Source organism: Pseudomonas sp. H3_E07 (assembly GCF_054668895.1).
This window is the reverse complement of the sequence record NZ_CP162795.1, coordinates 311,948-332,666: the sequence shown is the minus strand read 5'-3', so window position 1 is coordinate 332,666 and position 20,719 is coordinate 311,948. Positions and strand designations below refer to the sequence as shown.

The following is a 20,719-nucleotide window of genomic DNA, read 5'->3' as shown; positions in this document are numbered from 1 at the left end:
AGGGCGATCAAGGCATCACATCAGAAGTCCCAGCGGGTGCTGAACATCACGTTGCGCGGCTCACCGTAGGCCGCCGAGTTATAGAAGCCCACGTTGGTGTAGTAGGACTTGTCGAAGATGTTGTTGAAGTTGACAGTCGCCGAAAGGTTCTTGGTGACCTGGTAGCGGGTCATCAAGTCCACCAGCCAATAGGACTCCTGGGTGATGTCCTGGTTGGTGTTGAGCTGCGAGTTGTAGATTTCATTCCAACCCTTGCTCTGCCAGCGCAGGCCGCCACCGATGGTGAACTTGTCGAGGTCGCCCTTGAGTTTGTAAGTGGTGTTCAGGTTGACCTGGTGCTCAGGTTCGAAGGTGGAGATCTTCTTGTCGTCTGCGTCCCGCACGATCTTGTGGGTGTAACCGCCTTGTACTTGCCAGCCGGGCGCCAGCTCACCTGAGATTTCTGCTTCGTAACCCTTGGTGACGGCCTTGGAGCTCTTGAACGCATAGTTTTGCGGGGAAGGAGTCTGGTTGTTATAGGCATCGTCCGGGATGGCACGGTTGTCTTCATGCACTTCGAAGTAGGCAATGCTGGTGTTCAAGCGACCGTCGAGAAACTCGCCCTTCAGGCCCAGCTCGTAGTTTTGGCCTTCGTCCGGTTCCAGCAACGTCTGGTTGCGGTCTTTGTACGTGCTTTCCTGGGGTTGGAAGATATCGGTGTAGCTGGTGTACACCGAGAGATTGTCGTTCAGGTCGTAGATCACGCCGGCATACGGCACGAACCGACCGGTTTCCTTGTAGGAAGGGTTGATACCGGTGACGTGGTAGTTGGCGACGCGCCCACCGAGGATCACGTGCAGGTCATCCATCACGTTCAAGCGTGTGGTCATGTAGTAGCCGGTCTGGCGGATGGTATCGTCGTTGTATTGCTGGACGGGGCCGTAGATCGGCTTGGCGATGTGGCCATTCCAGTTATAGAAATCGACTTTGTTGCCGCCTGGCCATTCTGGCGACCAGTACCCCTTGCCTTGCCAACGCGACGTGCCGATCGAGCCGCCCACCACCAGTTCATGTTCGCGGCCGAACAGGCTGAAAGGCCCGGTGGCGTAGAGGTCGGCCGAAGTGCTTTTGGTTTCACCGGTGTATTTCTGACCGTTGATCTCGGCGGTGCCATCGGCTGCCGGCTGGACAAACTGGATCGAACCGAGGTCGGCATGGTAGCTGTTGATCTTGTGGTCGAGCTGGAATTTAGTGACCCAGCCGTCACCCATATCATGCTCAAGCATGGCAAAGGCGGTGCGGGTGTTCTGTTCCCAGGAACTCCAGGTGGTGCCGTTGTTATAGGAGCGTGGCATCTTGTTGATGCTGCCGTTGGAGTTGACCAACGGGAACGAACCGGACCAGCTGGAGCCTTTTGGAATGTTGTCCTGATAGTCGAAGCCGACGGTCAACATGGTGTCGGGTGACAGGTCGAACTCGGTAATGCCGTAGTAGGTTTCGGTCTTGCGCGAGTAGTGGTCCATGAAGGACTTTTTGTCCTGGTACGCCGCCACTGCACGGCCCCGGACATTGCCGCTGTCGGTCAACGGGCCGCTCACATCCACTTCGCTGCGATAGTTGTCCCAGGAGCCGGCCCCCAGTTGCACGTGGCCCTTGAACTCCGACGTCGGCTTCTTGCGGATCAAGTTGATGGTCGCGCCCAGGGAGCCGGCGCCGTTGAGCAGGCCGGTGGCACCCTTGAGCACTTCGACGCGGTCATAGATCGCCATGTCGCTCAGGGTGTTCCCCGCCGAGTAGCCGACGTTGCGCACGGTGGACGGAATACCGTCGTACTGGAAACTGTTGACCGAGAATCCACGCGAGTAATAGTTGGTACGGTCGGTGTCATAGGCCGATACGGTGATGCCAGGCGTGTGGCGCATCACGTCATCGACGTTGTTGAGGCCGAAGTCCTCGATATGTTGGCGGGTAATCACCGTGATCGACTGTGGGGTTTCCCGCGGGGTCAGGGTCAGCCGCGTGGCCGTGGCAATGGTGCCCGGCGTGTAGGAGCCGGAGCCCTCGGTGATGTTGCCCAGCACGTTGCCGGTCACTTGGGTCGGACTCAATTCCAGCCCGGCGGACGCGCCGGCGGCGGTAACGGTCAGCGCGTTGCCACTGAGGCTGTGGGTGGTTGAAGTGCCTGCCAGCAAGGTGTTGATCGCCTGCTGCGGATCCAGTTTGCCTTTGACCGCAGTGCTGTTTTTTCCTGCTACGTCGGTCGGGCTGTACAGCACCTGCAGGTTGGCCTGGCGGCCGAATTCCTGCAGTGCACTCCCCAGTGCCTGTGCTGGAATGTCCAACTCGATCTCCTGTGCCTGCACATAGCCGGCAACCGGCAGCGATACCGCAAGGGCAAGCGCGCTCGGCAGGAGGTTGATGTTCAGGGCCCTGGTTAGCGCTTTGCTCAGTGGGCTGAGACCGAGTCGTGCTGACATGGATGGTTTCTCTTCTGTGTTTTAAGTGGGCAAATTTTAAAGTTTATTGAGGTTGGTTCTCATTACCACTAGTGAGACGTTTCTACTTCGGAAAACCGGAAAAGAAAATTTCATGCAGGCTCCATCTCGTGCACCACCTGGCCGGCGCGCAGCCGTACGAGCTGATCGGCGATGTCGAAATAACGGTCGTCATGGCTGATCACGATGATGGTTTTGCCCAGGCGCTTGAGGTCCGGCAGCAGTTCGGTATAGAAAATTCGACGGAAGGCCGGGTCCTGGTCGGCGGCCCATTCGTCGAACACCAGCACCGGGCGTTCCTCCAGCCATGCGTTGACCAGCGCCAGGCGCTTGCGCTGGCCGGTGGACAGGTCGGTGGTGCTGAATACGCCGTCCTTGACGCTGACCTTGTGCGCGATCTCCAGGCGTTCCAGGTATTTAGTCGCGCTGTCCAGTGACTGGGTGGCGCTGCCCTGGACGAGGTCGTCGAACAGGTAATAGTCGGCGAATACCGTGGTGAACAACTGGCGATAGTCGTCGCGCTCGGGGTCGGTCACGGCCTCGCCGTTGAGCAGGATTTCGCCGGACTGCGGCGGGTAGAGCCCCAGCAGCAATTTGATCAGCGTGGTCTTGCCACTGCCGTTTTCGCCGACGATAAACACGATGTCGCCCTGGGCAATGCTCAGGTTGATCGGCCCCAGGTGAAACGGCTCGCTGCCTTCCACGGCCGGTGGGCTGTAGCTCACGTTGCGCAGTTCCAGGCTGTTGACGATCGGTGTCGGCGCCTCGCTGTCATCCATCAGCAGGTGCGGTTCCGGAGAGGAGAAGCGCTCCGACAACTCGCTGATACGCCCAAAGGCAATCTTCGCCTTGCCCACCACGGGCAGGTAACCCAGCAGGTGTTCCAGCGGGCCTTTCATGTACAACAGCACCAGCACGAAGCCGGTGATCACGGTCGGGTCCGGGTTCGGGTTATAGGCCTGCATCGCCAGGGCCAGGCCGATGACGACGAAGAACAGCATCGAGCCGAAGGTCTTGGCGAGGATATAGATGTTGACCGAACGCACCTGAATATCGCTGATGCGGTCCGCCGTTTCCTGGATACGGTGGGTGTTCATGCGAAAGCGTCGTGGCCGATGCATGCGCAGTTCCTTGGCGCCGGACGCGATGGCGTTGTAATAACGCTGCAATTCGTCTTCATGGCTGCGTGCCAAGTCAAAGCCTTGGATACCTTTGCCGCCGGCGATGAACTGCACGGCGCTGCCAATCACGATGGCGACGACCATCATCAGGAACATCGGTACCGACAGGTAAGCCAGGTAGCCCAGGCAGCCCAGCGTCACCGTGGCGGCAATGGCCAAGGGCGTGAACGCGAAGGAGAAGTCGCTGATGGTGTCGACATCGTGGGTCAGCACCGGGATCAGTCGATGGGAGCGGTAGCGCTCGATTTGCCCGATGGGCGCCGACAGCACTTTTTCCCCCAGGTCTTTGCGCAGGGCGGCAATGATCCGTTGGCCGACGTAGTTGGTGCCGATGTCGGAAATGATCGAGCTGACCAGGGCCAGCACGCACAAGGCTGCAAAGGTCAGGATCACGCCCTGGGTCATGCCTTGTGGGGAGTGCAGGGCATTGTTGATGGTCGCCAGCAGCAACGTGATGGCCAGGCCGCCGGCCATGCCCAGGGCGACGGAGACGGTCACGATGGTGCGAAAGGGCCTGAGCAATGCGAGCAGACCGTTGAAGGCGCCGCGCTTGGGGTCGGTCATAAATACTTCCCGGAAAGTGAAAAAGAGGGGGCTGGGCACACAGACCCTTACCCATGACAAACGAAGTGTCGGCGCGACTATTTAGCTCGGTGTGCCGGGCGGTGGCCGGGGTGGATAAATTGCGCGTGGGCTGGTTCGTTCTTGTGGTGTAGGCGCACGCGTATTGGCGCGTGCCTGATCTATCCAGCGAGAGCGAGACAATGACGAAAAAGAATCTGGTGTACGTGTGGTCCCTGCGCAATGCCGCGGCCGACAAGGCCGGGCAGCCGGTGGCGTACAAGGACCATGAGCGCTACATGATGTCGGTGCTGGAATCCCTGGTGGGGGCGCTGAACGACACGCCGCTGGGCGAGGCCTACAACCTGGTGGGCGTGGTGTATGACGATGACGAGCAGAACCCACGGGACCAGCAATTGGTCAGCGACTACGGTTTTGCCTACCAGCCGGGTCGCCAGTGGCTGTATCCCGCCGACCTGCGCGTGCAGGGGCGCCTGGTCAATGATCTGTTGCTGAGTGTGCCGTCGACCTATCGGCGCCTGCCTCGGGGCAGCGCGGAACATATCGCCGGCAAGCAGGATTTCGAACGCCGCCTGCATGACACGCTGGTGGAGTTGAAGGCCGATATCGTAGTGCTGGACGGCCTGCTGGTGATTCTGGACGAGCTGGTGCGCCCCGGTGCGCCGTTTGCCCGTCGCATCATGAACATCCACCCAGGTATCACCCGCATCGAATCGCCGTACGAGCGCCGTGGTGCTTATGCGACCTGGAATGCCCTGTACGGCGCGCGTGGGCTGACGGTCACGGATTGGGCGACCAAGGCCACGACGCCCTCGGCGCCGCTGTACCTCACCGGCGCGTCGTTCCACTACGTGGACAACGGCATCGACTCGGGCGAAGTGTTCCACGACGTGCTCAAGACCGAGATCTCGCCGGAGGACACCATCCTTGAGTTGCGTTGGAACAACTTCAATAACAGCCTGTTCCCGGCGTTGCATGAAGGGTTGGCGTTGTTGGCGCAGCAGGGAATCTAAAGCGGGCACAGTTAAAAATGTGGGAGGGGGGGCTCCCGTGGCGGCCTGACAGCCGAGCGCCATCTAACGGTTAGGCTGCGATCCAAATGTGGGAGGGGGCTTGCCCCCGATAGCGGTGGGTCAGTCAATTCATCAGGTGACTGATTCGGCGCCATCCGGGCCTCGGTATCTACACAATTCTGGGTATGGCGCTGGACCTGTGGCGAGGGGGCTTGCTCCCGTGGCGGCCTGACAGCCGAGCGCCATCTAACGGTTAGGCTGCGATCCAAATGTGGGAGGGGGCTTGCCCCCGATAGCGGTGTATCAGTCAATTCATCAGGTGACTGATTCAGCGCCATCGAGGCCTCGGTATCTACACAATTCTAGGTATGGCGCTGGACCTGTGGCGAGGGAGCTTGCTCCCGTGGCGGCCTGACAGCCGAGCGCCATCTAACGGTTAGGCTGCGATCCAAATGTGGGAGGGGGCTTGCCCCCGATAGCGGTGGGTCAGTCAATTCATCAGGTGACTGATTCGGCGCCATCCGGGCCTCGGCATCTACACAATTCTGGGTATGGCGCTGGACCTGTGGCGAGGGAGCTTGCTCCCGTGGCGGCCTGACAGCCGAGCGCCATCTAACGGTTAGGCTGCGATCCAATGTGGGAGGGGGCTTGCCCCCGATAGCGGTGTGTCAGTCGATTCATCAGGTGACTGATTCTGCGCCATCGAGGCCTCGGCATCTACACAATTCTGGGTATGGCGCTGGACCTGTGGCGAGGGAGCTTGCTCCCGTGGCGGCCTGACCGCTGGCCTGGATGTTGGATCAGACTGGGTACATATCCGTTATTTGGGTAACGGCCGCTATGGGTTCCGCCCTTACGGCGGGTCACTTTTGGAAAGGCCCAAAAGTAACCAAAAGGCCTTCGCCCCAACACTCGGCACCTCGCCTAGGCTCGGTGTGCCCGTAATCCGACAGGTATTTGGGGGGCCGCCGCCACGCGCCATCCATGGCGCGGGGCGGCTAAACCGGCATCCCTGCCGGTTTACCCCCCAAATCCCTGTCGAATTCCGGCCAGCGTGTTTGACGGGGCGCCTGAGATCAAAAGCTAGATCAAGAGCGGCTCGCTTCGCATCGTGGTTACCTTGGTCGCCGTGGTTGCTACAGCGTTGTGTAGAGACTTATGCCGCCGAGGGCGGTAGGTCAGGTACTGATACTCTGACGGGTACACCACCATCGGGGGTAAGTCCCCTCCCTCATTTGATCTTCTGCGTTATTACAGGTCGCGCACGACCCTGAAGCCAATCCAATCCCCCCGCGTCTGCGGGTAGATGTTGTTGCGGTTGCCGGAGCGCGAGAACACCGGCGCTTCTCCCCAGTCATTGCCGCGAATCATGTAGCCCTCGCAGTTTGGCTCCATCCACGCGCTGCCGTCGGTAGGCGCGCCGATGTAGTTGGAGTGCTCGCAGTCGGCCACCCGCTCGTAGACGTTGCCATGCATGTCGTACATGCCAAACGCATTCGGCGGGTAGCTGCCGACGGGCGACGAGTAGCTGTACCCATCGGCCGGGCCATAGGTGTTGGCGTGCTTGGCGATGCTGTAGTCCTTGCCCTCGTCGAACGGGAAGGGGAATGGCCCGGTAGAACCGGCGCGCGCAGCGTATTCACGTTGGGCTTCGCTGACCATGTGGTACTGCTGGCCGGTTTTTTTCGACAGCCAGGCCACGTACTGCTTGATGTCGTCCATGTCCATGCACACCGCCGGCTGGCGTGGGCCCTGAGGGTAGCGCGGCTTGCTGGCAATGCATTCGCGGCCGGGGCGGGTGTCACCGTCGGCGATCTTCACCCCGGTCTGGCGGATGTAGCTGTCCCATTCGCCGGCGGTGATGTGAAAGCGGCTCATGGCGAACGGTTTGGCGAAGGTCACGTCGTGCATCGGGCCTTCATCCGGCTCGCGGCCGACTTCATCGTCCGGCGTACCCATGGTGAAGGTGCCGGCGGGCAGCACCACCATTTCCGGACAGTCCTTGCAGTCCTTGAACACTTTGCCGGGTTGTGGCGCGGCGGCCTGGGCCAGGTTGGGCAGCAAGGCGCTGCACAGGGCGGAAAGCGCCAGGGCTGTGAGCGGTTTGTTCATGTGGGCCTCTCATTCAAAGGGGAAAAGGTGGGTGTCACGCCCGCTGGCTCAGCAAGGTCATGAAGCGCTGGATCTCGGCGGAGGAATTGAGCAGGCCGGGGGCGGTTCGGATCACCGGGCCGACATCGCGGTCCACGGCGTCGATCACCACGCGGTTTTTCATCATGTAGGCCGCCACGGCATCACTGTCCTGGCCGTTGACGCGGAAGAAGGTGAAACCGGCCGACAGTTCAGGGCTGTGGGGGGTGACCAGTTCGATCTTTGGGTGTGCCAGCAACTGGTCTTTCAGTTCGGTGTTGAGTGCATGAATCCGCGCCTGCACCTGCGCCTTGCCCAGTTGCAGATGCAGCTTGAAGGCTTCGTCCGCCGCCCAGCGATGCTCGAAGGCGTGGTAGCCGCCCGGGGTCATGACGGTGGCGAAGTCCTTGTCTTCGGAGAAGGTTGGCACCATCGGGGTCACGTCGTTGTTTTGCGGGTCGCGGGCGCAGACCAGGCCCGTGCCGCGTGGGCCGAACATCCACTTGTGGGTACCCGCGATGAAAAAGTCGCAATGCATATCCGGGAAGTCGAGGTTTTCTACGCCGAAACCGTGCACGCCATCCACCACGTAAAGGATACGGTCCTTGTCGTCACGGTTGCGGTTGTGCTCTTCGACCAGCTTGCCGATCTCGCCAATGGGCAGCTTCACGCCGCTGCCGGACTGCACCCAGGTCATGCCGAGGACGCGGGTGTTGGGACGGATATTGCGCTGGATGTTGCCCAGCACCTCGTCGGCAGACACGCGGTTGGCGCTGTCGAACAGGCGAATCTTGCGGACCTGGGTCTGCTCCTTGCGCACGCGGAAGTCCAGGCTGTACTCGGTGGCATAGTGTTCGTGGACGGTGGTGAGGATTTCCTGGTCAGGTCGCACCTTGATCCCACCGTAAATCATCGCCAGCCCTTCGGACGTGCTGCCGGTGAGGGCGATCTGCGGCGGGGTGGCCTTCAGGTAGCGTCCCGCCCACTCGCGCACCTGGCCTTCGCGCTTCCAGGTTTCCTGCAGGTCCCAGTCCATGGCCAGCCCTGGGTTGCGGTCGATCTGTGCGCGGTAACGCTCGATAGCCTCGCGCACCGGCTTGGGGTGGGTAGCCACCAGGAAATTGGAAAAGTGCAGGTAATCCGGGTCCTGGTTGAACAGTTGCTTGAGCCCCGTCCATGGGTCATCGGTTGCAGGGGCGGCGAGGGCCTGCGGAAGCAGGGCGGCGCCCAATGGCAGGCTGGCGGCAAATACACCAGCCTGCTTGAGAAAGGTACGGCGGTCGGTCATGGACGGGCTTCTGGATGATTAGCGGTTGGCCAAGGGTTTGGCGGCTTTTTGTACCTGGTCCCACACCCGCAGGAAGTTGCCTCCCCACAGCTTGGCGATGTCGGCCTCGGAATAGCCGCGCTGGATCAATTCGGCAGTGACGTTGCGTATCTCGCCGACGTTGTTCCAGCCCTGGACGCCGCCCCCGTCGTTGAAGTCCGAAGACAGGCCGACATGATCGATGCCGATCTTGCGCACGGTGTAGTCGATGGCATCCCCCAGATCCTTGAGGGTGGCCTTGGGTTCCTCGTCGAGGATGCCGTACAGCGCGCTGGCGTACTCGCCGAACCTGTGCTCGGGCCAGGCGGCGATGATTGCGTCGCCCGGCATCAGCGCCACGGCCAGATTAGGCAGGGGCGGCAGGTCGAAGCGTGCGCGCAGGGCGTTGAGCTTGTCCTGGGTCGGCTGGCTCAGTGGACGCAGGTAGGCGGAGAAACCGACGATCTGCACCACGCCGCCGCTGTTCTTGATCAGTTGCAGCTCTTTGTCGCTCAGGTTGCGCGGGATATCCACGGAGGCGCGCGGCGCCGAATGGGACGCCACCATCGGTGTGCGGCTCAACTGCGCCACTTGCTCCAGGGCCTTGGTCGACATTTGCGACACATCGATGATCACCCCCAGGTCATTGAGTCGGTGCACCGCTTGCTTGCCGATGTCCGACAAGCCATCAAGGGCGTCGGTGGAATCATTGAAAAACGGCAGCGGCCGCGACGAGTCCGACCAGGCATTGTTGCCCACATAGCTGAAGCCGAACATGCGCATGCCGCGCGCCGCCCACAGGTCCAACTGGTTCAAGTCGTTGCCCAGCGGGTAGGCGTTGAGCATGCTGATGAAGATCGCGAACTTGCCCTCGCCATGCAGGCGCCGGAAGTCATCCGGGGTGTAGGCGATGGCGACCTGGTTGGGGAAGTCACGCACCATGCCGCTGATGATCTTGTAGCGCACTTCCTGTTCGTTGCGCGCGGCTTCGACAAACCCATCGGTGGGTTTGTGCGGGGCGTTGGGGCCGTTCCAGATTTCCGGCCAGCCGAAAATGGTCAACGCTGCGCCGGACAAGCGCCCGCGTGCCGCCTTGGCCAGGTCGAACTGACCTTCGCCGTCCTTGTCCGCCTCGTTGCCTGCGGTACCGAAATCCACGGGCACGGTGATATGGCTGTCAAACGACAACAACCTATCCTGCATTTCATCGGCCTGCTTGATCACCGCCAACGGGTAACCGGCATTGCCCTTGAACCAGTGATCCCAGACCAGGAAACCGGCCCCGGCACCGATGGCCAGTGCCAGGGGCAAGCCGATATACAGCGCCTTTTTCGAACGTGGTTTTGTCATTGCCATCTCAGTCAGTTGAGGCCTTCGCTATCAGGGAGGAACGAGTGATGGGTGGGGAAATTTAGGCGGGCAGGGCGCGCCGGTAAATTTCCCCGGCGGGCAAACGTTCTAGCTCTGATAAAGCCGTTTCCTAAGGTAGACAATGACCATCTCTCGACGTGGGTTCATCGCAGGCCTGGCGCTGACAGGCGCGGCTGTGCCGGCCGCCTTCTATGCCCATCGCGAGTTGACGCGCGAAGAAGAATTCCCCATCACTCCCGGCGAAGCCACGGTGGACCTGGCCGACACCGCCGGCCAGCACCTGGCGAACACGCTGCGTGGGGTTTGGGACCTGCGCCTGGAAGGCCGCGACGCCGGCCTCAAAGGGCTGCCACTGCAAGATTTGCAACTGCTGCTCGACATCGCGCCCCGTGGACGCGGTCTGCGGGGGTACCTGGACACCGCAGACCATCTGCGCGCCGAGGGCGAGCCGCGTTACCGTGTGCTGGGTGACCTGCTGACAGGGGAGAGCGCCGTGCTCTATTGGCGCCTGATCGACCGCGCTTCGGCCGACGGCGCGCCGGCCTATGAATTCAAGATGACCCTTGATGAGGTCTGGGCTGCCTTTGCCAACGCTGGCAGCAGCACCCTCAGTGGGCAGATCCTCGACCTCGACCGGCCGCTGGCTTTAGTTGAGCGCGACAATCGTTTCATTGCCCACAAGCAGTGGTTCCCCGAGGCTCGCCAGCGCATTGGCCTCAATCCGACCCTGCTGGCCTGGCTGATTGCCCCCGAGCACCGCCTGTTTCACCAGCTGTGGCACGCGACCCGCGACCAGTGGCACAAGCTCTCCGAAGAGAAACGCGATGCCCTGCGCGGCATCGGCTGGCAACCCGGCCCCCGCGGCCAGGAACGCGATGCGCGGGGAAAACACAAGGACCGCAACGGCTCGGGGATCGACTTTTTCTTTATGCATCGGCACATGCTCGGCACTGCGCGTTCAATGCAGGATCTGCCCTCGTGGCCGCAATTTCCCGAACCGCAACCGGCCCTGGAGCTGGATCGCCTGGGCTTCCTGCGTTACTTCGACAACCACGATGGCTTCGCGCTGCCGCCCACCTGGTCGGCCCCGGACGATACCGAGTACACCCAGTGGGTCAGCGACATCAAGGCTGCCGAGACCTATCACAGCAACTTCCAGGTCTGGGAGTCCCAATACCGTGACCCACGTTACCTGGCTAAATTCACCCTCGGTCAACTGGGTTCTGAGATGGAGCTGGGTCTGCACGACTGGTTGCACATGCGCTGGGCTTCGGTGCCGCGCGACCCCTCCAACGGCGCCCCCGTGCCCATGGCTCGCGACCCCGCCGACTTCGCTGCGCGCTGGTATGCGGCGGAAAACGATTTCCTCGGCGACCCGTTTTCCTCTCACGTCAACCCGGTGTTCTGGCATTTCCATGGCTGGATCGACGACCGCATCGAGGACTGGTTCCGCGCCCATGAGCGCTTCAATCCGGGCGAAGTCCAGCGCATGGAAGTCAACGGCGTGGCCTGGTTCGCACCGGGCCGTTGGGTGGAAGTCGGCGACCCCTGGCTGGGCCCGGATACCCATGGCTGCAGCACCACGCCGGGGTTGCAGATGGGCCGTTCGATGGAGATGGACCCCGAGACCATGAAGCTCGCGCTGCGCATTACCTTTGGCGAAGACGAACACCTGTTGCAGGGCCTGTTCAAGCGCGTGCCGAGACGACCGTGGTACGCCCGTCACCTGAAATTACCCCCCGCCTGAACCTGTAAGCCGGCAAGCCGAGCCAGGGGCTGGAAGACCGCGTCAATCATGCGAGGGGCCGTTACCGAGCGTCCCCCTGAGATCGACATTCGCATGGCGGCACGGTTGGATGGCGGCGGCGACGGGAAGGGGGGCCAATCCTAGAAAATCGGATTAAAAGCTCGCCAGCTTGGAAGGACGCGTGGCAGTACGGGTGCACTTGGCCAGTGCCTGTTGCACATCCGCCAACAGGTCGGCCACGTCCTCAAGCCCTACCGACAAACGCACCAATCCCTCGCTGATGCCGTGCGCCGCGCGCTCCTGCGGGGTGTAGGTGGAATGGGTCATGCTCGCCGGGTGCTGGGCCAGTGACTCGGCATCACCCAGGCTGACCGCACGGGTAAACAACTTGAGCGCATTCATGAACCGCCGACCGGTTTCGATGCCGCCCTTGAGTTCGAAGGCGATCATGCCTCCGGGCATTTTCATCTGCTGTGTCGCCAGTTCGTACTGCGGGAACGAGCGCAATCCCGGGTACGTCACCGACTGCACGGCCGGGTGTGCCTGCAAGGCTTCGGCCACGGCCTGGGCGTTGCTGCAATGGCGATCCATGCGCAGGGCCAGGGTCTTGAGGCCGCGCATAAGCAGCGAAGCGTCCTGGGGCGACATCACCGCACCGGTCAGGTCCTTGAGGCCTTGCAGGCGAATGCGCTGGGCCAGGGCTTGGTTGCTTACGGCGATGCCCGCCGTGATATCGCCGTGTCCGCTGAGGTACTTGGTGGCCGAGTGCACCACCACGTCGGCGCCCAGCTCGAGGGGGCGTTGCAGATAGGGTGTGCAGTAGGTGTTGTCGACGACCAGGGTGACGTTCGGCTGCTGGTGGGCGAGGGCGGCCACGGCAGCGATATCCACCAGTCGCAGGTTGGGGTTGGCCGGGGTCTCGCAGTAGATCATGCGGGTGGCCGGGGTGAGTGCAGCTTGCAGTGCCGTCAGGTCAGTGAGGTCGACGTGCCGCACCTTGATACCGAATTCGCCGATGCCATGGTGCAGCAGGGCGAAGGTGCAGCCGTACAGGGTCTGGCTGACGATCACTTCATCGCCAGGGCGCAGCAGGGTCCAGAACGTCGCGGCAATCGCGCCCATGCCGGAACTGAACGCCACTGCCGCGTCGCCGTTTTCCAGGGTCGCCATGCGCGACTCCAGCAGCGCCAGGGTCGGGTTGGAAATACGCGTATAGAAGTGCCCACTGGCTTCGCCGGCGAAACAGGCAGCGCCGTATTCGGCGGTGGGAAAAGCAAAGGTGGCAGACAGATAAATCGGCGGAACGAGCGCGCCGTGATGGTCCTTGGGGTCATAACCGTGGTGGATGGCGCGGGTGGAAAAGCCGAATGCATTGTGTTTATTGTTCATGTCGGGCGCTCCTTATTTCCTACAATGCTATGCTCATAATTGAAGATGAACTTTGCGATATTTGCCGCTAATTCCCGCACCACGGGATGAAAATCCGCTAAAAACAACAATCAGAGGCAAGTTATGCCCGTCAGCCTGGATCGTACCGACAAAGCCCTTTTAAACGCGTTGCAAGGGAACGCCCGTCTCACGGTGGCCGAGTTGGCCGACCGCGTATCCTTGACCACCTCGCCATGCTGGCGACGGGTGCGTAACCTGGAAGAGAGTGGGGTGATCAGTGGTTACCAGGCGATCCTCTCGCCCAAGGCCTTGGGGTTTGGGGTGACCGCCTTTGTGAGCATCATGATGGAGAGTCACACCCAGGAAATCGCACGGGCTTTCGAGCAGCGGCTGCTGGAGATACCGGAGATCGTGGCGTGCCATAACGTCTCGGGGCGCTATGACTTTTTGCTGGAAGTGGTGGCCAAAGACCTGGAGTCGTTTGGCGAGTTTGCGCGGGAGGTGTTGCAGACGCTGCCTTGCGTCAAGGAGATTTATTCGAGCTTTTCTTATAAGTCGGTCAGGGCGTTGAGGGTGATTCCGTTGCCGGGGTGATTGGGCAAATCCGTTATTTGGGTAACGGTTTTCGACACACTCCCCACGCCCAAAAATTGGTCACCCATTCTTACCCCAAATTGGATATTCCGCCCCCAAGGCCCGATGACTAACCTAGCCATCAATCCCCACTGCCCTGGAGCACCCCCATGCAAATCCGTACCGATTTCTACACCGCCTCCCCAGACGCCATGAAAGCCATGCTCGCCCTGGAAGCCGCCGTCGGCAAATTGTCCATCGAACTGCCGCTGCTGGAGCTGGTGCGCCTGCGCGTTTCACAAATCAACGGCTGTGCTTTCTGCCTGGACATGCACACCGCCGATGCCCGCAAAGGTGGCGAGACCGAACGCCGCCTGTACACCGTATCGGCCTGGCGTGAAACGCCGTTCTTCACCCCGCGTGAACGCGCCGCCCTGGCCTGGGCCGAGAGCTTGACCCTGATCAGCCAGACCCATGCTCCGGATGAGGACTTCAACGCACTGGCCGCCGAATTCAGCCCTCAGGAGCAGGTTGACCTCAGCGTGGCGATCGCCACCATCAACAGTTGGAACCGCTTGGCCGTGGGTTTCCGCAAGATGCCCAAGTAAGCCTTAAAAGTTGACCGACGCACTCAGGCGCGCGTTCAAGGGCGCGCCCTGGAACAGATAGTCATCGCCCATGTACTCGCCCGCGTCGCGCCAGTATCGCTTGTCGAACAGGTTGTCGACGCTCAGGCGAAATACCGTTTCATAGCCGCTCACCTTGGTGGTGTAGCGGCTGCCTACGTTCACCACGGCGTAATCGCCCACCTCCACATTGCCGCTGCGATTGGCGTACTTCTTGGCGCTGTATTGCACACCGCCCAGTACCGCCAGGCCGTTCACCCACGGCAACGCATAATCCGCATACACACTGGCGCGCAGCTTGGGCACGTTGATCGCTTGGTGGCCCTCATAGTCCGCGGTACCACTACCGGTCACCCGTGCGCGAATCGCCGTCACGCTGGTTGCGATCTGCAGGCGCTCGGTGGCCCAGCCGTTGGCCGACAGTTCCAGCCCGGTGTTTTTCTGCTCGCCCTGTTGCACATAGGTGAAGAAGCCGGCGCCATCCGGCTTGGCGTACTGGTAGGCCTGGCGGGTCTGGAACACCGCGGCGGCAAAGCTGATGCGGCGCCAGTCGTATTTCACCCCGGCTTCTATTTGCCGTGAAGTGGTGGGCGCCAGGGTCTCATCAGCGTTGCTGGCGAACCACGGCGCAGTGCCGCCCAGGGACAAGCCTTTGCTGTAGCGGGTGTAGAGCGAGATGTTTTCCACGGGTTTGTAGATCAACGACGCTTGCGGCAGGAAGACGTATTGCTGAGTGTGGCGTGTCTGGTTGCCAGTGGTCCCGTCGAAAGCTTTTTCATCCAGGCGTACTTCGCGGCCGCCGAGAACGGTTTGCCATTGTTCGTTGAGGCGGATGCGGTCGGTGACGAACAGGCCGTATTGGCGGCTGTCGAGGTTGCGGTGGCTGTCGTTCAGTGGTTTGTCAGTGGGCATGAAGCTCGGTACATCTTCATCGATATTGGCGGTGCCGATGAACTCGTTCACCGATTTGCGCTTGTCGATCACGCGGCGAAAAGCACTGCTGCCGAAGGTCAGTTCATGGCCGATACCGCCGGTGTCGAACAACCCGGTCATGGCCGCCTGCACTTCGTCGTCGCGGCGGGTGTCGTCCGGGCTGCGGTAGTCGTAGACGTCGTAATTGCCTTCAGGGCTGAAGTAGTTGGGCACGCTCGATGAGCTGCAGCTGGTCGACCCATAGCAGCCCCAGGCAAACGAACTGTAGTCATCGATCACCACCTTGCTGCGCGCGGCGCTCACGCTGCCTTTCCATTGATCACTGAAACGGTATTCGAACTTGCCGTTGAGGTTCAGCGAGTCGATGCCCACCTGCCTGGAACCGGTCTGGTGACCCAGCAGTGTTTTCGGCGAGGCATTGTGTGGCACTTCGGTGCCGCCCAACAGCTGGTAGCCCGGCACCGAGCGCTGCTGCTTGTTTTGGTACTCGGCGTCCAGTTGCAATACCGCGTCAGGGCTGATGTTCCAGTCGAAGGCCAGGGACACGAAATCGCGCTGGCCATTGGCGTGCTCAACATAGGCGTTGAGGTCTTCATGGGCCACGTTGGCACGCAGGCCGAACTGTTGCTCACTGCCGAACCAGCCGCCGACATCGGTGGCCACATAGCCGCTGCCACGGTCGTCGGTGGAGACGGTCACCGAACGCACGTCTTCCGGGCGCTTGGTGACGTAATTGATCACGCCGCTTGGTTCCGAGATACCGCTTTGCAGGCCCGCCAGGCCCTTGAGCACTTCCACCTGCTGCTTGTTTTCCAGGGCGACGTTCTGTTCGCCGGTGATGGTGCGCCCATTGATCTTGTAGCTGCTCGCCGCATTCAGCGAGAAGCCGCGCACCACGAAGTTTTCGTAGTAGCCGATGGGTGCATAACTGTCACCCACCGAAGCGTCGTTGCGCAGCACTTCACTGAGCAGGCGCGCCTGCTGGTCCTTGATCAGCGCGGCGTTGATCACCGTGATCGAAGCCGGGGTGTCGAGCAGTGGTGCGTCATCGAAGCCGCCCACCGAGGCGGTTTCACTGCGGTAACCGGATTCATCCTGGCCCTGGACGTTAACTGCCGGCAGTTCGATTTCCGCCGCCAGGCTGCTGCCAATGCCACCACTGAGTAGCAGGCCGAGGGCGAAACGTGAGGAGACGACGGGACGAAAACGCAAAACCATGGGGGCAGGGCCTTAAAGCGCGGGGCGGGGGGCGCATAAGCTAGGCATAAGTGCGCGCTTTTACAAGTTTTCGAGAATGGCTCGCGGCTTGAGACGCTCAGTCTCAAGCCGCACACCCATCAGCCCGCGCCTCGACACGCCTTGGTGGACCTGCGATAGACAAGGCTTCCCTCATCATCGCAGGAGAACATCATGGCAATTACTGGAAAAGTCGCGCTGGTCACCGGCGCCGGTCAAGGCATTGGCCGGGCTATCGCCTTGCGCCTGGCACAGGACGGTGCCGACATCGCCCTGGTGGACATCAATGGCGCCAGGCTCGAAGCCGTGGCCAGCGAAGTCGTGGCGCTGGGCCGCCAGGCTTCGGTGTTCGTCGCCGATGTGTCCAAGCGCGAGCAGGTGGTGGCAGCGGTAGAGCACGCGCACCAGACCCTGGGTGGCTTCGACATCATCGTCAACAACGCCGGGGTCGCGCAGATCGACTCACTGCTGGAGGTCAGCCCGGAACAGGTCGAGCGCACCCTGGGTATCAACGTACAGGGCGTGCTGTGGGGTATCCAGGCGGCCGGCAAGAAGTTCAAGGCGCTCAAGCAGAAGGGCAAGATCATCAACGCCTGTTCCATTGCCGGCCACGAAGGCTTTGCGTTACTGGGTGTGTACTCGGCCACCAAGTTCGCCGTGCGCGCCTTGACCCAGGCCGCGGCCAAGGAGCTGGCGAGCGCCGGGATCACGGTCAACGCTTATTGCCCGGGTGTAGTGGGCACCGATATGTGGGTCGAGATCGACAAGCGCATGGCCGAAATCACCGGCGCTGACGTGGGCGCGACCTACAAGAAGTATGTGGATGGCATTGCCCTGGGCCGTGCAGAAACGCCGGAGGACGTGGCAGGGTTGGTCTCGTACCTGGCAGGGCCGGACTCCGACTACATGACCGGCCAATCGCCGCTGATCGATGGCGGCCTGGTCTACCGCTGACCCTCCATCTCCCCCGTAGGGGCCGGCAAGCCGGCTCCTACGGTGTGGGTCAGTGCCGCGGTTTGCCGGGCATGTCGATGCCCAGTTGGTTGACGCGGCGGTACAGCGTCGCACGGGAAATTCCCAGCGCCTGGGCCGTTGGCAACGGCTTCCAGCGATGACGAATCAACGCATCCAGCACCACCTGGCGTTCCGGGCTCGCGCGATCTTCCGTCGGTGCCGCAACCTGTTCCCCACGCACTTCCACCGGCAAATCCGCCACCTGAACCGTACCGCCCTCACACACTGCACAGGCGTACGCCAGCACATGCCGCAGTTGCCGCACATTGCCGGGCCAGGCGTAACCCAGTAGCAGTTGCAACGCTGAAGGGGCGATGCCGACCGAGACCCTGCTGTTGCGTGCTTCCTGTTCCAGCAGCCGATTGATCAGGGCCAGCTTGTCGGTCCGTTCGCGCAACGGTGGCAGGCAGAAGCGTGCGCAACCCAGGCGAAAGAACAGGTCTTCGCGAAACCGGCCTTCACTGACCAGTACCGACAAATCACGGTGGCTGGCACAGATCACATGGATATCCACTGCACGGGTTTTCGCTGCGCCCAATGGCGCCACTTCACCCTCGGCCATCACCCGCAACAGGCGCGTCTGCAAGGCCAGCGGCATGTCGCCGATCTCATCGAGGAACAGCGTGCCGCCGTCGGCCTGCACCAACAGCCCCGGCATGCCTTTGCTGGACGCGCCGGTAAAGGCCCCGGCCACATAGCCGAACAGCTCGCTTTCAATCAGGTTTTCCGGGATCGCCGCGCAGTTCACCGCCACGAACGGCCCCGTGTGACGGGCGCTGCGCTCATGCAGCTGGCGGGCAAACACCTCCTTGCCCGCACCGGTTTCGCCTTGCACCAGCACTGGCAGGTTACGGTTCTTGACTCGCAGGGCCAGGCGCAGATGCTCCTCCACGCGCGCATCGACCAGCGGGATCACCGCCGCACGCGCCGGTTTGCGTCGCGGGGCATTGACGCGTACGTGCAGGACCCCCGGCTCCCCCAACCATGGCAACTGCTGGGTGGCATCGTGGGTCACGGCGCGCAAGGCGTCCAAGTCGAATACATCACCGATATGCTCCGGCACCTGGCCAAAGCGCCGGCGCAGAGCCTGGCGCGCCTTGCTGTTCAGGGCATGCAGGCGGCCGTCCTGGTCCCAGGCCAGCAGCAGGTCGGGCTGGCTGTCCACGTAGCCCGGTGTGCTGTGGGCCTGCAGCACCCAGTGCTGGCGGGCGCTGTGCATGAAAAAAGCGTTTTCGATGGCCTGGGCGCTCTGGGCTACCATCTGGCGCACCAAGTGCTGGCTGCGGCGGTCATCCGGGGATTTGAGTGCCGAGGCATCCATTACCCCCAACAGATTGCCTTGAGGGTCGAAGATCGGCGCGGCGGAGCAGGTAAGGCCGATGAAGGCTGCGCGGAAGTGGTCGCGCTTGTGCACCGTCACCGCTGATTGGCTGGTGAGCACCGTGGCCACGCCGCAAGTGCCTTCTTCGGCTTCCGACCAACAGGTGCCGAGGTACAGGCCGGCCTTGCGGCAGTCGTTGCGGATCGAGGTGTCCACGCGATGGTCGATGGTCTGGCCCTGGGCGTCGGTCAGCATCACGCAGTAATCGGCATGCCGCACGCGGTGGTGCAGTTGCCCGACTTCTTCGCTGGCAATGCGCATGAACAGGTCTGCGCGCTCGCGGCACTCCCTGAGCAATGGTTCGCTGAGGATGCGCGGCCCCTGCAGGGAACCGGGGTCCAGGTGATGTTGCTCCATGGAGCGTCGCCACGAATCGAAAATCAGCGACGGCACCGGAGCCTGGGGCAGGCGATCGGCGTTGCGAACCACACGACTGACGCAGTCGACGTGTTCTCTGGAGTGCGCGGCGAGCATAAAGCCTCCGGTTCTCGATCTTTGTTGTTATGCCCGTTATTAAGCGCGCATGCGTCGGGTCGGACAAGCGCGGGCTGACCAACTGCCCAGGATGAGACGCAGCGTCTCAAACCGCCCGAGACGCGGCCCGCACGTTGCAATGCCGCGTCTCATTCTGCGCTGGCTTGTCTTAGCGGCACAACCGTAAGGAACTGCTCTGGATCAAGGCTTTGCCAGGTTTTTGCTGGCCTTGGCACAGGCTGTGCTGAAGGACTTGTAGCTGGCCGCAGCCAGCCTTTTGTGCGTCGAGACAACCTGGAGAACAACAAGATGTCCACTCACCTGTCCACCGATCAATTGCTGCATGCCTACACCGTGATGCGCACCATCCGTGATTTCGAAGAACGCCTGCATGTGGAATTCGCCACCGGCGAGATCCCCGGTTTCGTGCACCTGTACGCCGGCCAGGAAGCCAGCGCCGCCGGGGTCATGGCTCACCTCAATGATGAGGATTGCATTGCTTCCAACCACCGCGGCCACGGCCATTGCATCGCCAAGGGCGTGGATGTGTTTGGCATGATGGCCGAGATCTACGGCAAGAAAACCGGCGTATGCGGCGGCAAGGGCGGCTCCATGCACATTGCCGACCAGGAGAAGGGCATGCTCGGTGCCAACGGCATTGTCGGCGCCGGCGCACCGTTGGCGGCCGGTGCGGCGCTGGCCTCCAAGCTCAAGGGCAGCCAGGGCGTGGCCGTGGCGTTTTTTGGCGACGGTGGTTCCAACGAAGGCGCGGTGTTCGAGGCGATGAACCTGGCCTCGATCATGAAACTGCCGTGCCTGTTCGTTGCGGAAAACAACGGCTATGCCGAGGCCACCGGTTCCGGTTGGTCGGTGGCGTGCAAGGACATCGCCGAACGGGCCGTGGGCTTTGGTATGCCGGGAGTGATCGTCGACGGCAATGATTTCTTCGCCGTGCACGCAGCGCTTGGCGTCGCCGTGGAGCGTGCGCGCAAGGGCGACGGGCCAACGTTGGTGGAAGTGAAGTTAAGCCGCTTCTACGGCCACTTCGAAGGCGATGCACAAACCTATCGCGGCCCCGACGAAGTGAAAAACCTGCGGGAAAACGCGGACTGCCTGGCGCTGTTTCGTCAGCGTTGCAGCGCCGAAGGCTGGCTCGATGCGGCGCAATTCGAGCGCATTGATGGCGAGGTCGCGCAGTTGATCGAGGACGCCGTGCGCCTGGCCAAGTCCGACCCCAAACCCCAGGCCGCCGACCTGCTCAGCGACGTCTACGTCGCGTATCCCTAATA

Annotated in this window: 14 protein-coding genes; 6 read left to right on the top strand and 8 right to left on the bottom strand. The window is 61.9% G+C overall.

Annotated elements, in window-relative coordinates; genetic code table 11:
• Positions 1–20 precede the first annotated feature (20 nt).
• The gene (locus AB4O08_RS01465) at positions 21–2,456 is read right to left on the bottom strand and encodes a TonB-dependent siderophore receptor (RefSeq protein ID WP_460114657.1); all 2,436 of its coding nucleotides are present in this window, start codon (positions 2,454–2,456) and stop codon (positions 21–23) included.
• 110 nt (positions 2,457–2,566) lie between these two features.
• Positions 2,567–4,219, bottom strand: coding sequence for a cyclic peptide export ABC transporter (locus tag AB4O08_RS01460; protein ID WP_044287024.1), 1,653 nt, complete (start codon positions 4,217–4,219; stop codon positions 2,567–2,569).
• A gap of 200 nt (positions 4,220–4,419) precedes the next feature.
• On the opposite strand from AB4O08_RS01460, the gene AB4O08_RS01455 reads away from it, so the two are divergent.
• On the top strand, positions 4,420–5,250 hold the full coding sequence (locus AB4O08_RS01455) for a formyl transferase (RefSeq protein WP_031291047.1): 831 nt from the start codon (positions 4,420–4,422) through the stop codon (positions 5,248–5,250).
• Between the two features lie 1,251 nt (positions 5,251–6,501).
• Here the strand turns inward: AB4O08_RS01455 and pvdO are convergent.
• From pvdO to pvdM, 3 genes are read right to left on the bottom strand one after another with little or no spacing between them, the layout of a single operon-like run.
• Positions 6,502–7,362 (bottom strand): dihydropyoverdine dehydrogenase, encoded by an 861-nt coding sequence (gene pvdO / locus AB4O08_RS01450; RefSeq protein WP_010211056.1) that lies wholly within the window; start codon positions 7,360–7,362, stop codon positions 6,502–6,504.
• Between the two features lie 34 nt (positions 7,363–7,396).
• Positions 7,397–8,668 carry a pyoverdine-tailoring periplasmic protein PvdN gene (gene pvdN / locus AB4O08_RS01445; RefSeq protein WP_021491742.1) on the bottom strand — a complete coding sequence of 424 codons (1,272 nt, stop codon included), beginning with the start codon at positions 8,666–8,668 and terminating at the stop codon, positions 7,397–7,399.
• Positions 8,669–8,686: 18 nt separating this feature from the next.
• Complete coding sequence (gene pvdM, locus AB4O08_RS01440; RefSeq protein WP_021491741.1) at positions 8,687–10,036, bottom strand: pyoverdine-tailoring dipeptidase-like protein PvdM; 1,350 nt, start codon at positions 10,034–10,036, stop codon at positions 8,687–8,689.
• Positions 10,037–10,178: 142 nt separating this feature from the next.
• On the opposite strand from pvdM, the gene pvdP reads away from it, so the two are divergent.
• Positions 10,179–11,804, top strand: a complete 1,626-nt coding sequence (gene pvdP / locus AB4O08_RS01435; RefSeq protein ID WP_045792258.1) for a pyoverdine maturation tyrosinase PvdP — start codon at positions 10,179–10,181, stop codon at positions 11,802–11,804.
• Positions 11,805–11,957: 153 nt separating this feature from the next.
• Here pvdP and AB4O08_RS01430 read toward each other — a convergent pair whose 3' ends face one another.
• Positions 11,958–13,193: a methionine gamma-lyase gene (locus AB4O08_RS01430; protein WP_010211051.1), complete on the bottom strand. Its 1,236-nt coding sequence runs from the start codon at positions 13,191–13,193 to the stop codon at positions 11,958–11,960.
• A gap of 123 nt (positions 13,194–13,316) precedes the next feature.
• Here AB4O08_RS01430 and AB4O08_RS01425 point away from each other — a divergent pair, with 123 nt between their 5' ends.
• Complete coding sequence (locus tag AB4O08_RS01425) at positions 13,317–13,787, top strand: Lrp/AsnC family transcriptional regulator (RefSeq protein WP_010211050.1); 471 nt, start codon at positions 13,317–13,319, stop codon at positions 13,785–13,787.
• A gap of 149 nt (positions 13,788–13,936) precedes the next feature.
• Complete coding sequence (locus AB4O08_RS01420) at positions 13,937–14,374, top strand: carboxymuconolactone decarboxylase family protein (protein WP_010211049.1); 438 nt, start codon at positions 13,937–13,939, stop codon at positions 14,372–14,374.
• A gap of 3 nt (positions 14,375–14,377) precedes the next feature.
• Here the strand turns inward: AB4O08_RS01420 and AB4O08_RS01415 are convergent, their stop codons facing one another.
• On the bottom strand, positions 14,378–16,543 hold the full coding sequence (locus AB4O08_RS01415) for a TonB-dependent siderophore receptor (RefSeq protein ID WP_010211048.1): 2,166 nt from the start codon (positions 16,541–16,543) through the stop codon (positions 14,378–14,380).
• A 192-nt stretch (positions 16,544–16,735) separates the two neighbouring features.
• Between AB4O08_RS01415 and AB4O08_RS01410 the strand changes: the two genes are divergently transcribed.
• Entirely contained in the window at positions 16,736–17,515 is a 780-nt protein-coding gene (locus tag AB4O08_RS01410; RefSeq protein ID WP_010211047.1) for an acetoin reductase, read from the top strand.
• 49 nt (positions 17,516–17,564) lie between these two features.
• Here the strand turns inward: AB4O08_RS01410 and AB4O08_RS01405 are convergent, their stop codons facing one another.
• Complete coding sequence (locus AB4O08_RS01405) at positions 17,565–19,430, bottom strand: sigma-54-dependent Fis family transcriptional regulator (RefSeq protein WP_010211046.1); 1,866 nt, start codon at positions 19,428–19,430, stop codon at positions 17,565–17,567.
• Between the two features lie 309 nt (positions 19,431–19,739).
• Here AB4O08_RS01405 and AB4O08_RS01400 point away from each other — a divergent pair, with 309 nt between their 5' ends.
• Entirely contained in the window at positions 19,740–20,717 is a 978-nt protein-coding gene (locus tag AB4O08_RS01400; protein WP_010211044.1) for a thiamine pyrophosphate-dependent dehydrogenase E1 component subunit alpha, read from the top strand.
• Positions 20,718–20,719 lie beyond the last annotated feature (2 nt).

What these genes read in the sequence shown, in the direction of transcription:
- pvdO (WP_010211056.1), bottom strand. Translation starts at nt 7,362, where the DNA reads ATGAACAAACCGCTCACAGCCCTGGCGCTTTCCGCCCTGTGCAGCGCC.
- AB4O08_RS01430 (WP_010211051.1), bottom strand. Translation starts at nt 13,193, where the DNA reads ATGAACAATAAACACAATGCATTCGGCTTTTCCACCCGCGCCATCCAC.
- pvdN (WP_021491742.1), bottom strand. Translation starts at nt 8,668, where the DNA reads ATGACCGACCGCCGTACCTTTCTCAAGCAGGCTGGTGTATTTGCCGCC.
- AB4O08_RS01405 (WP_010211046.1), bottom strand. Translation starts at nt 19,430, where the DNA reads ATGCTCGCCGCGCACTCCAGAGAACACGTCGACTGCGTCAGTCGTGTG.
- AB4O08_RS01425 (WP_010211050.1), top strand. Translation starts at nt 13,317, where the DNA reads ATGCCCGTCAGCCTGGATCGTACCGACAAAGCCCTTTTAAACGCGTTG.
- AB4O08_RS01420 (WP_010211049.1), top strand. Translation starts at nt 13,937, where the DNA reads ATGCAAATCCGTACCGATTTCTACACCGCCTCCCCAGACGCCATGAAA.
- AB4O08_RS01455 (WP_031291047.1), top strand. Translation starts at nt 4,420, where the DNA reads ATGACGAAAAAGAATCTGGTGTACGTGTGGTCCCTGCGCAATGCCGCG.
- AB4O08_RS01465 (WP_460114657.1), bottom strand. Translation starts at nt 2,456, where the DNA reads ATGTCAGCACGACTCGGTCTCAGCCCACTGAGCAAAGCGCTAACCAGG.
- pvdM (WP_021491741.1), bottom strand. Translation starts at nt 10,036, where the DNA reads ATGACAAAACCACGTTCGAAAAAGGCGCTGTATATCGGCTTGCCCCTG.
- AB4O08_RS01410 (WP_010211047.1), top strand. Translation starts at nt 16,736, where the DNA reads ATGGCAATTACTGGAAAAGTCGCGCTGGTCACCGGCGCCGGTCAAGGC.
- AB4O08_RS01415 (WP_010211048.1), bottom strand. Translation starts at nt 16,543, where the DNA reads ATGGTTTTGCGTTTTCGTCCCGTCGTCTCCTCACGTTTCGCCCTCGGC.
- pvdP (WP_045792258.1), top strand. Translation starts at nt 10,179, where the DNA reads ATGACCATCTCTCGACGTGGGTTCATCGCAGGCCTGGCGCTGACAGGC.
- AB4O08_RS01400 (WP_010211044.1), top strand. Translation starts at nt 19,740, where the DNA reads ATGTCCACTCACCTGTCCACCGATCAATTGCTGCATGCCTACACCGTG.
- AB4O08_RS01460 (WP_044287024.1), bottom strand. Translation starts at nt 4,219, where the DNA reads ATGACCGACCCCAAGCGCGGCGCCTTCAACGGTCTGCTCGCATTGCTC.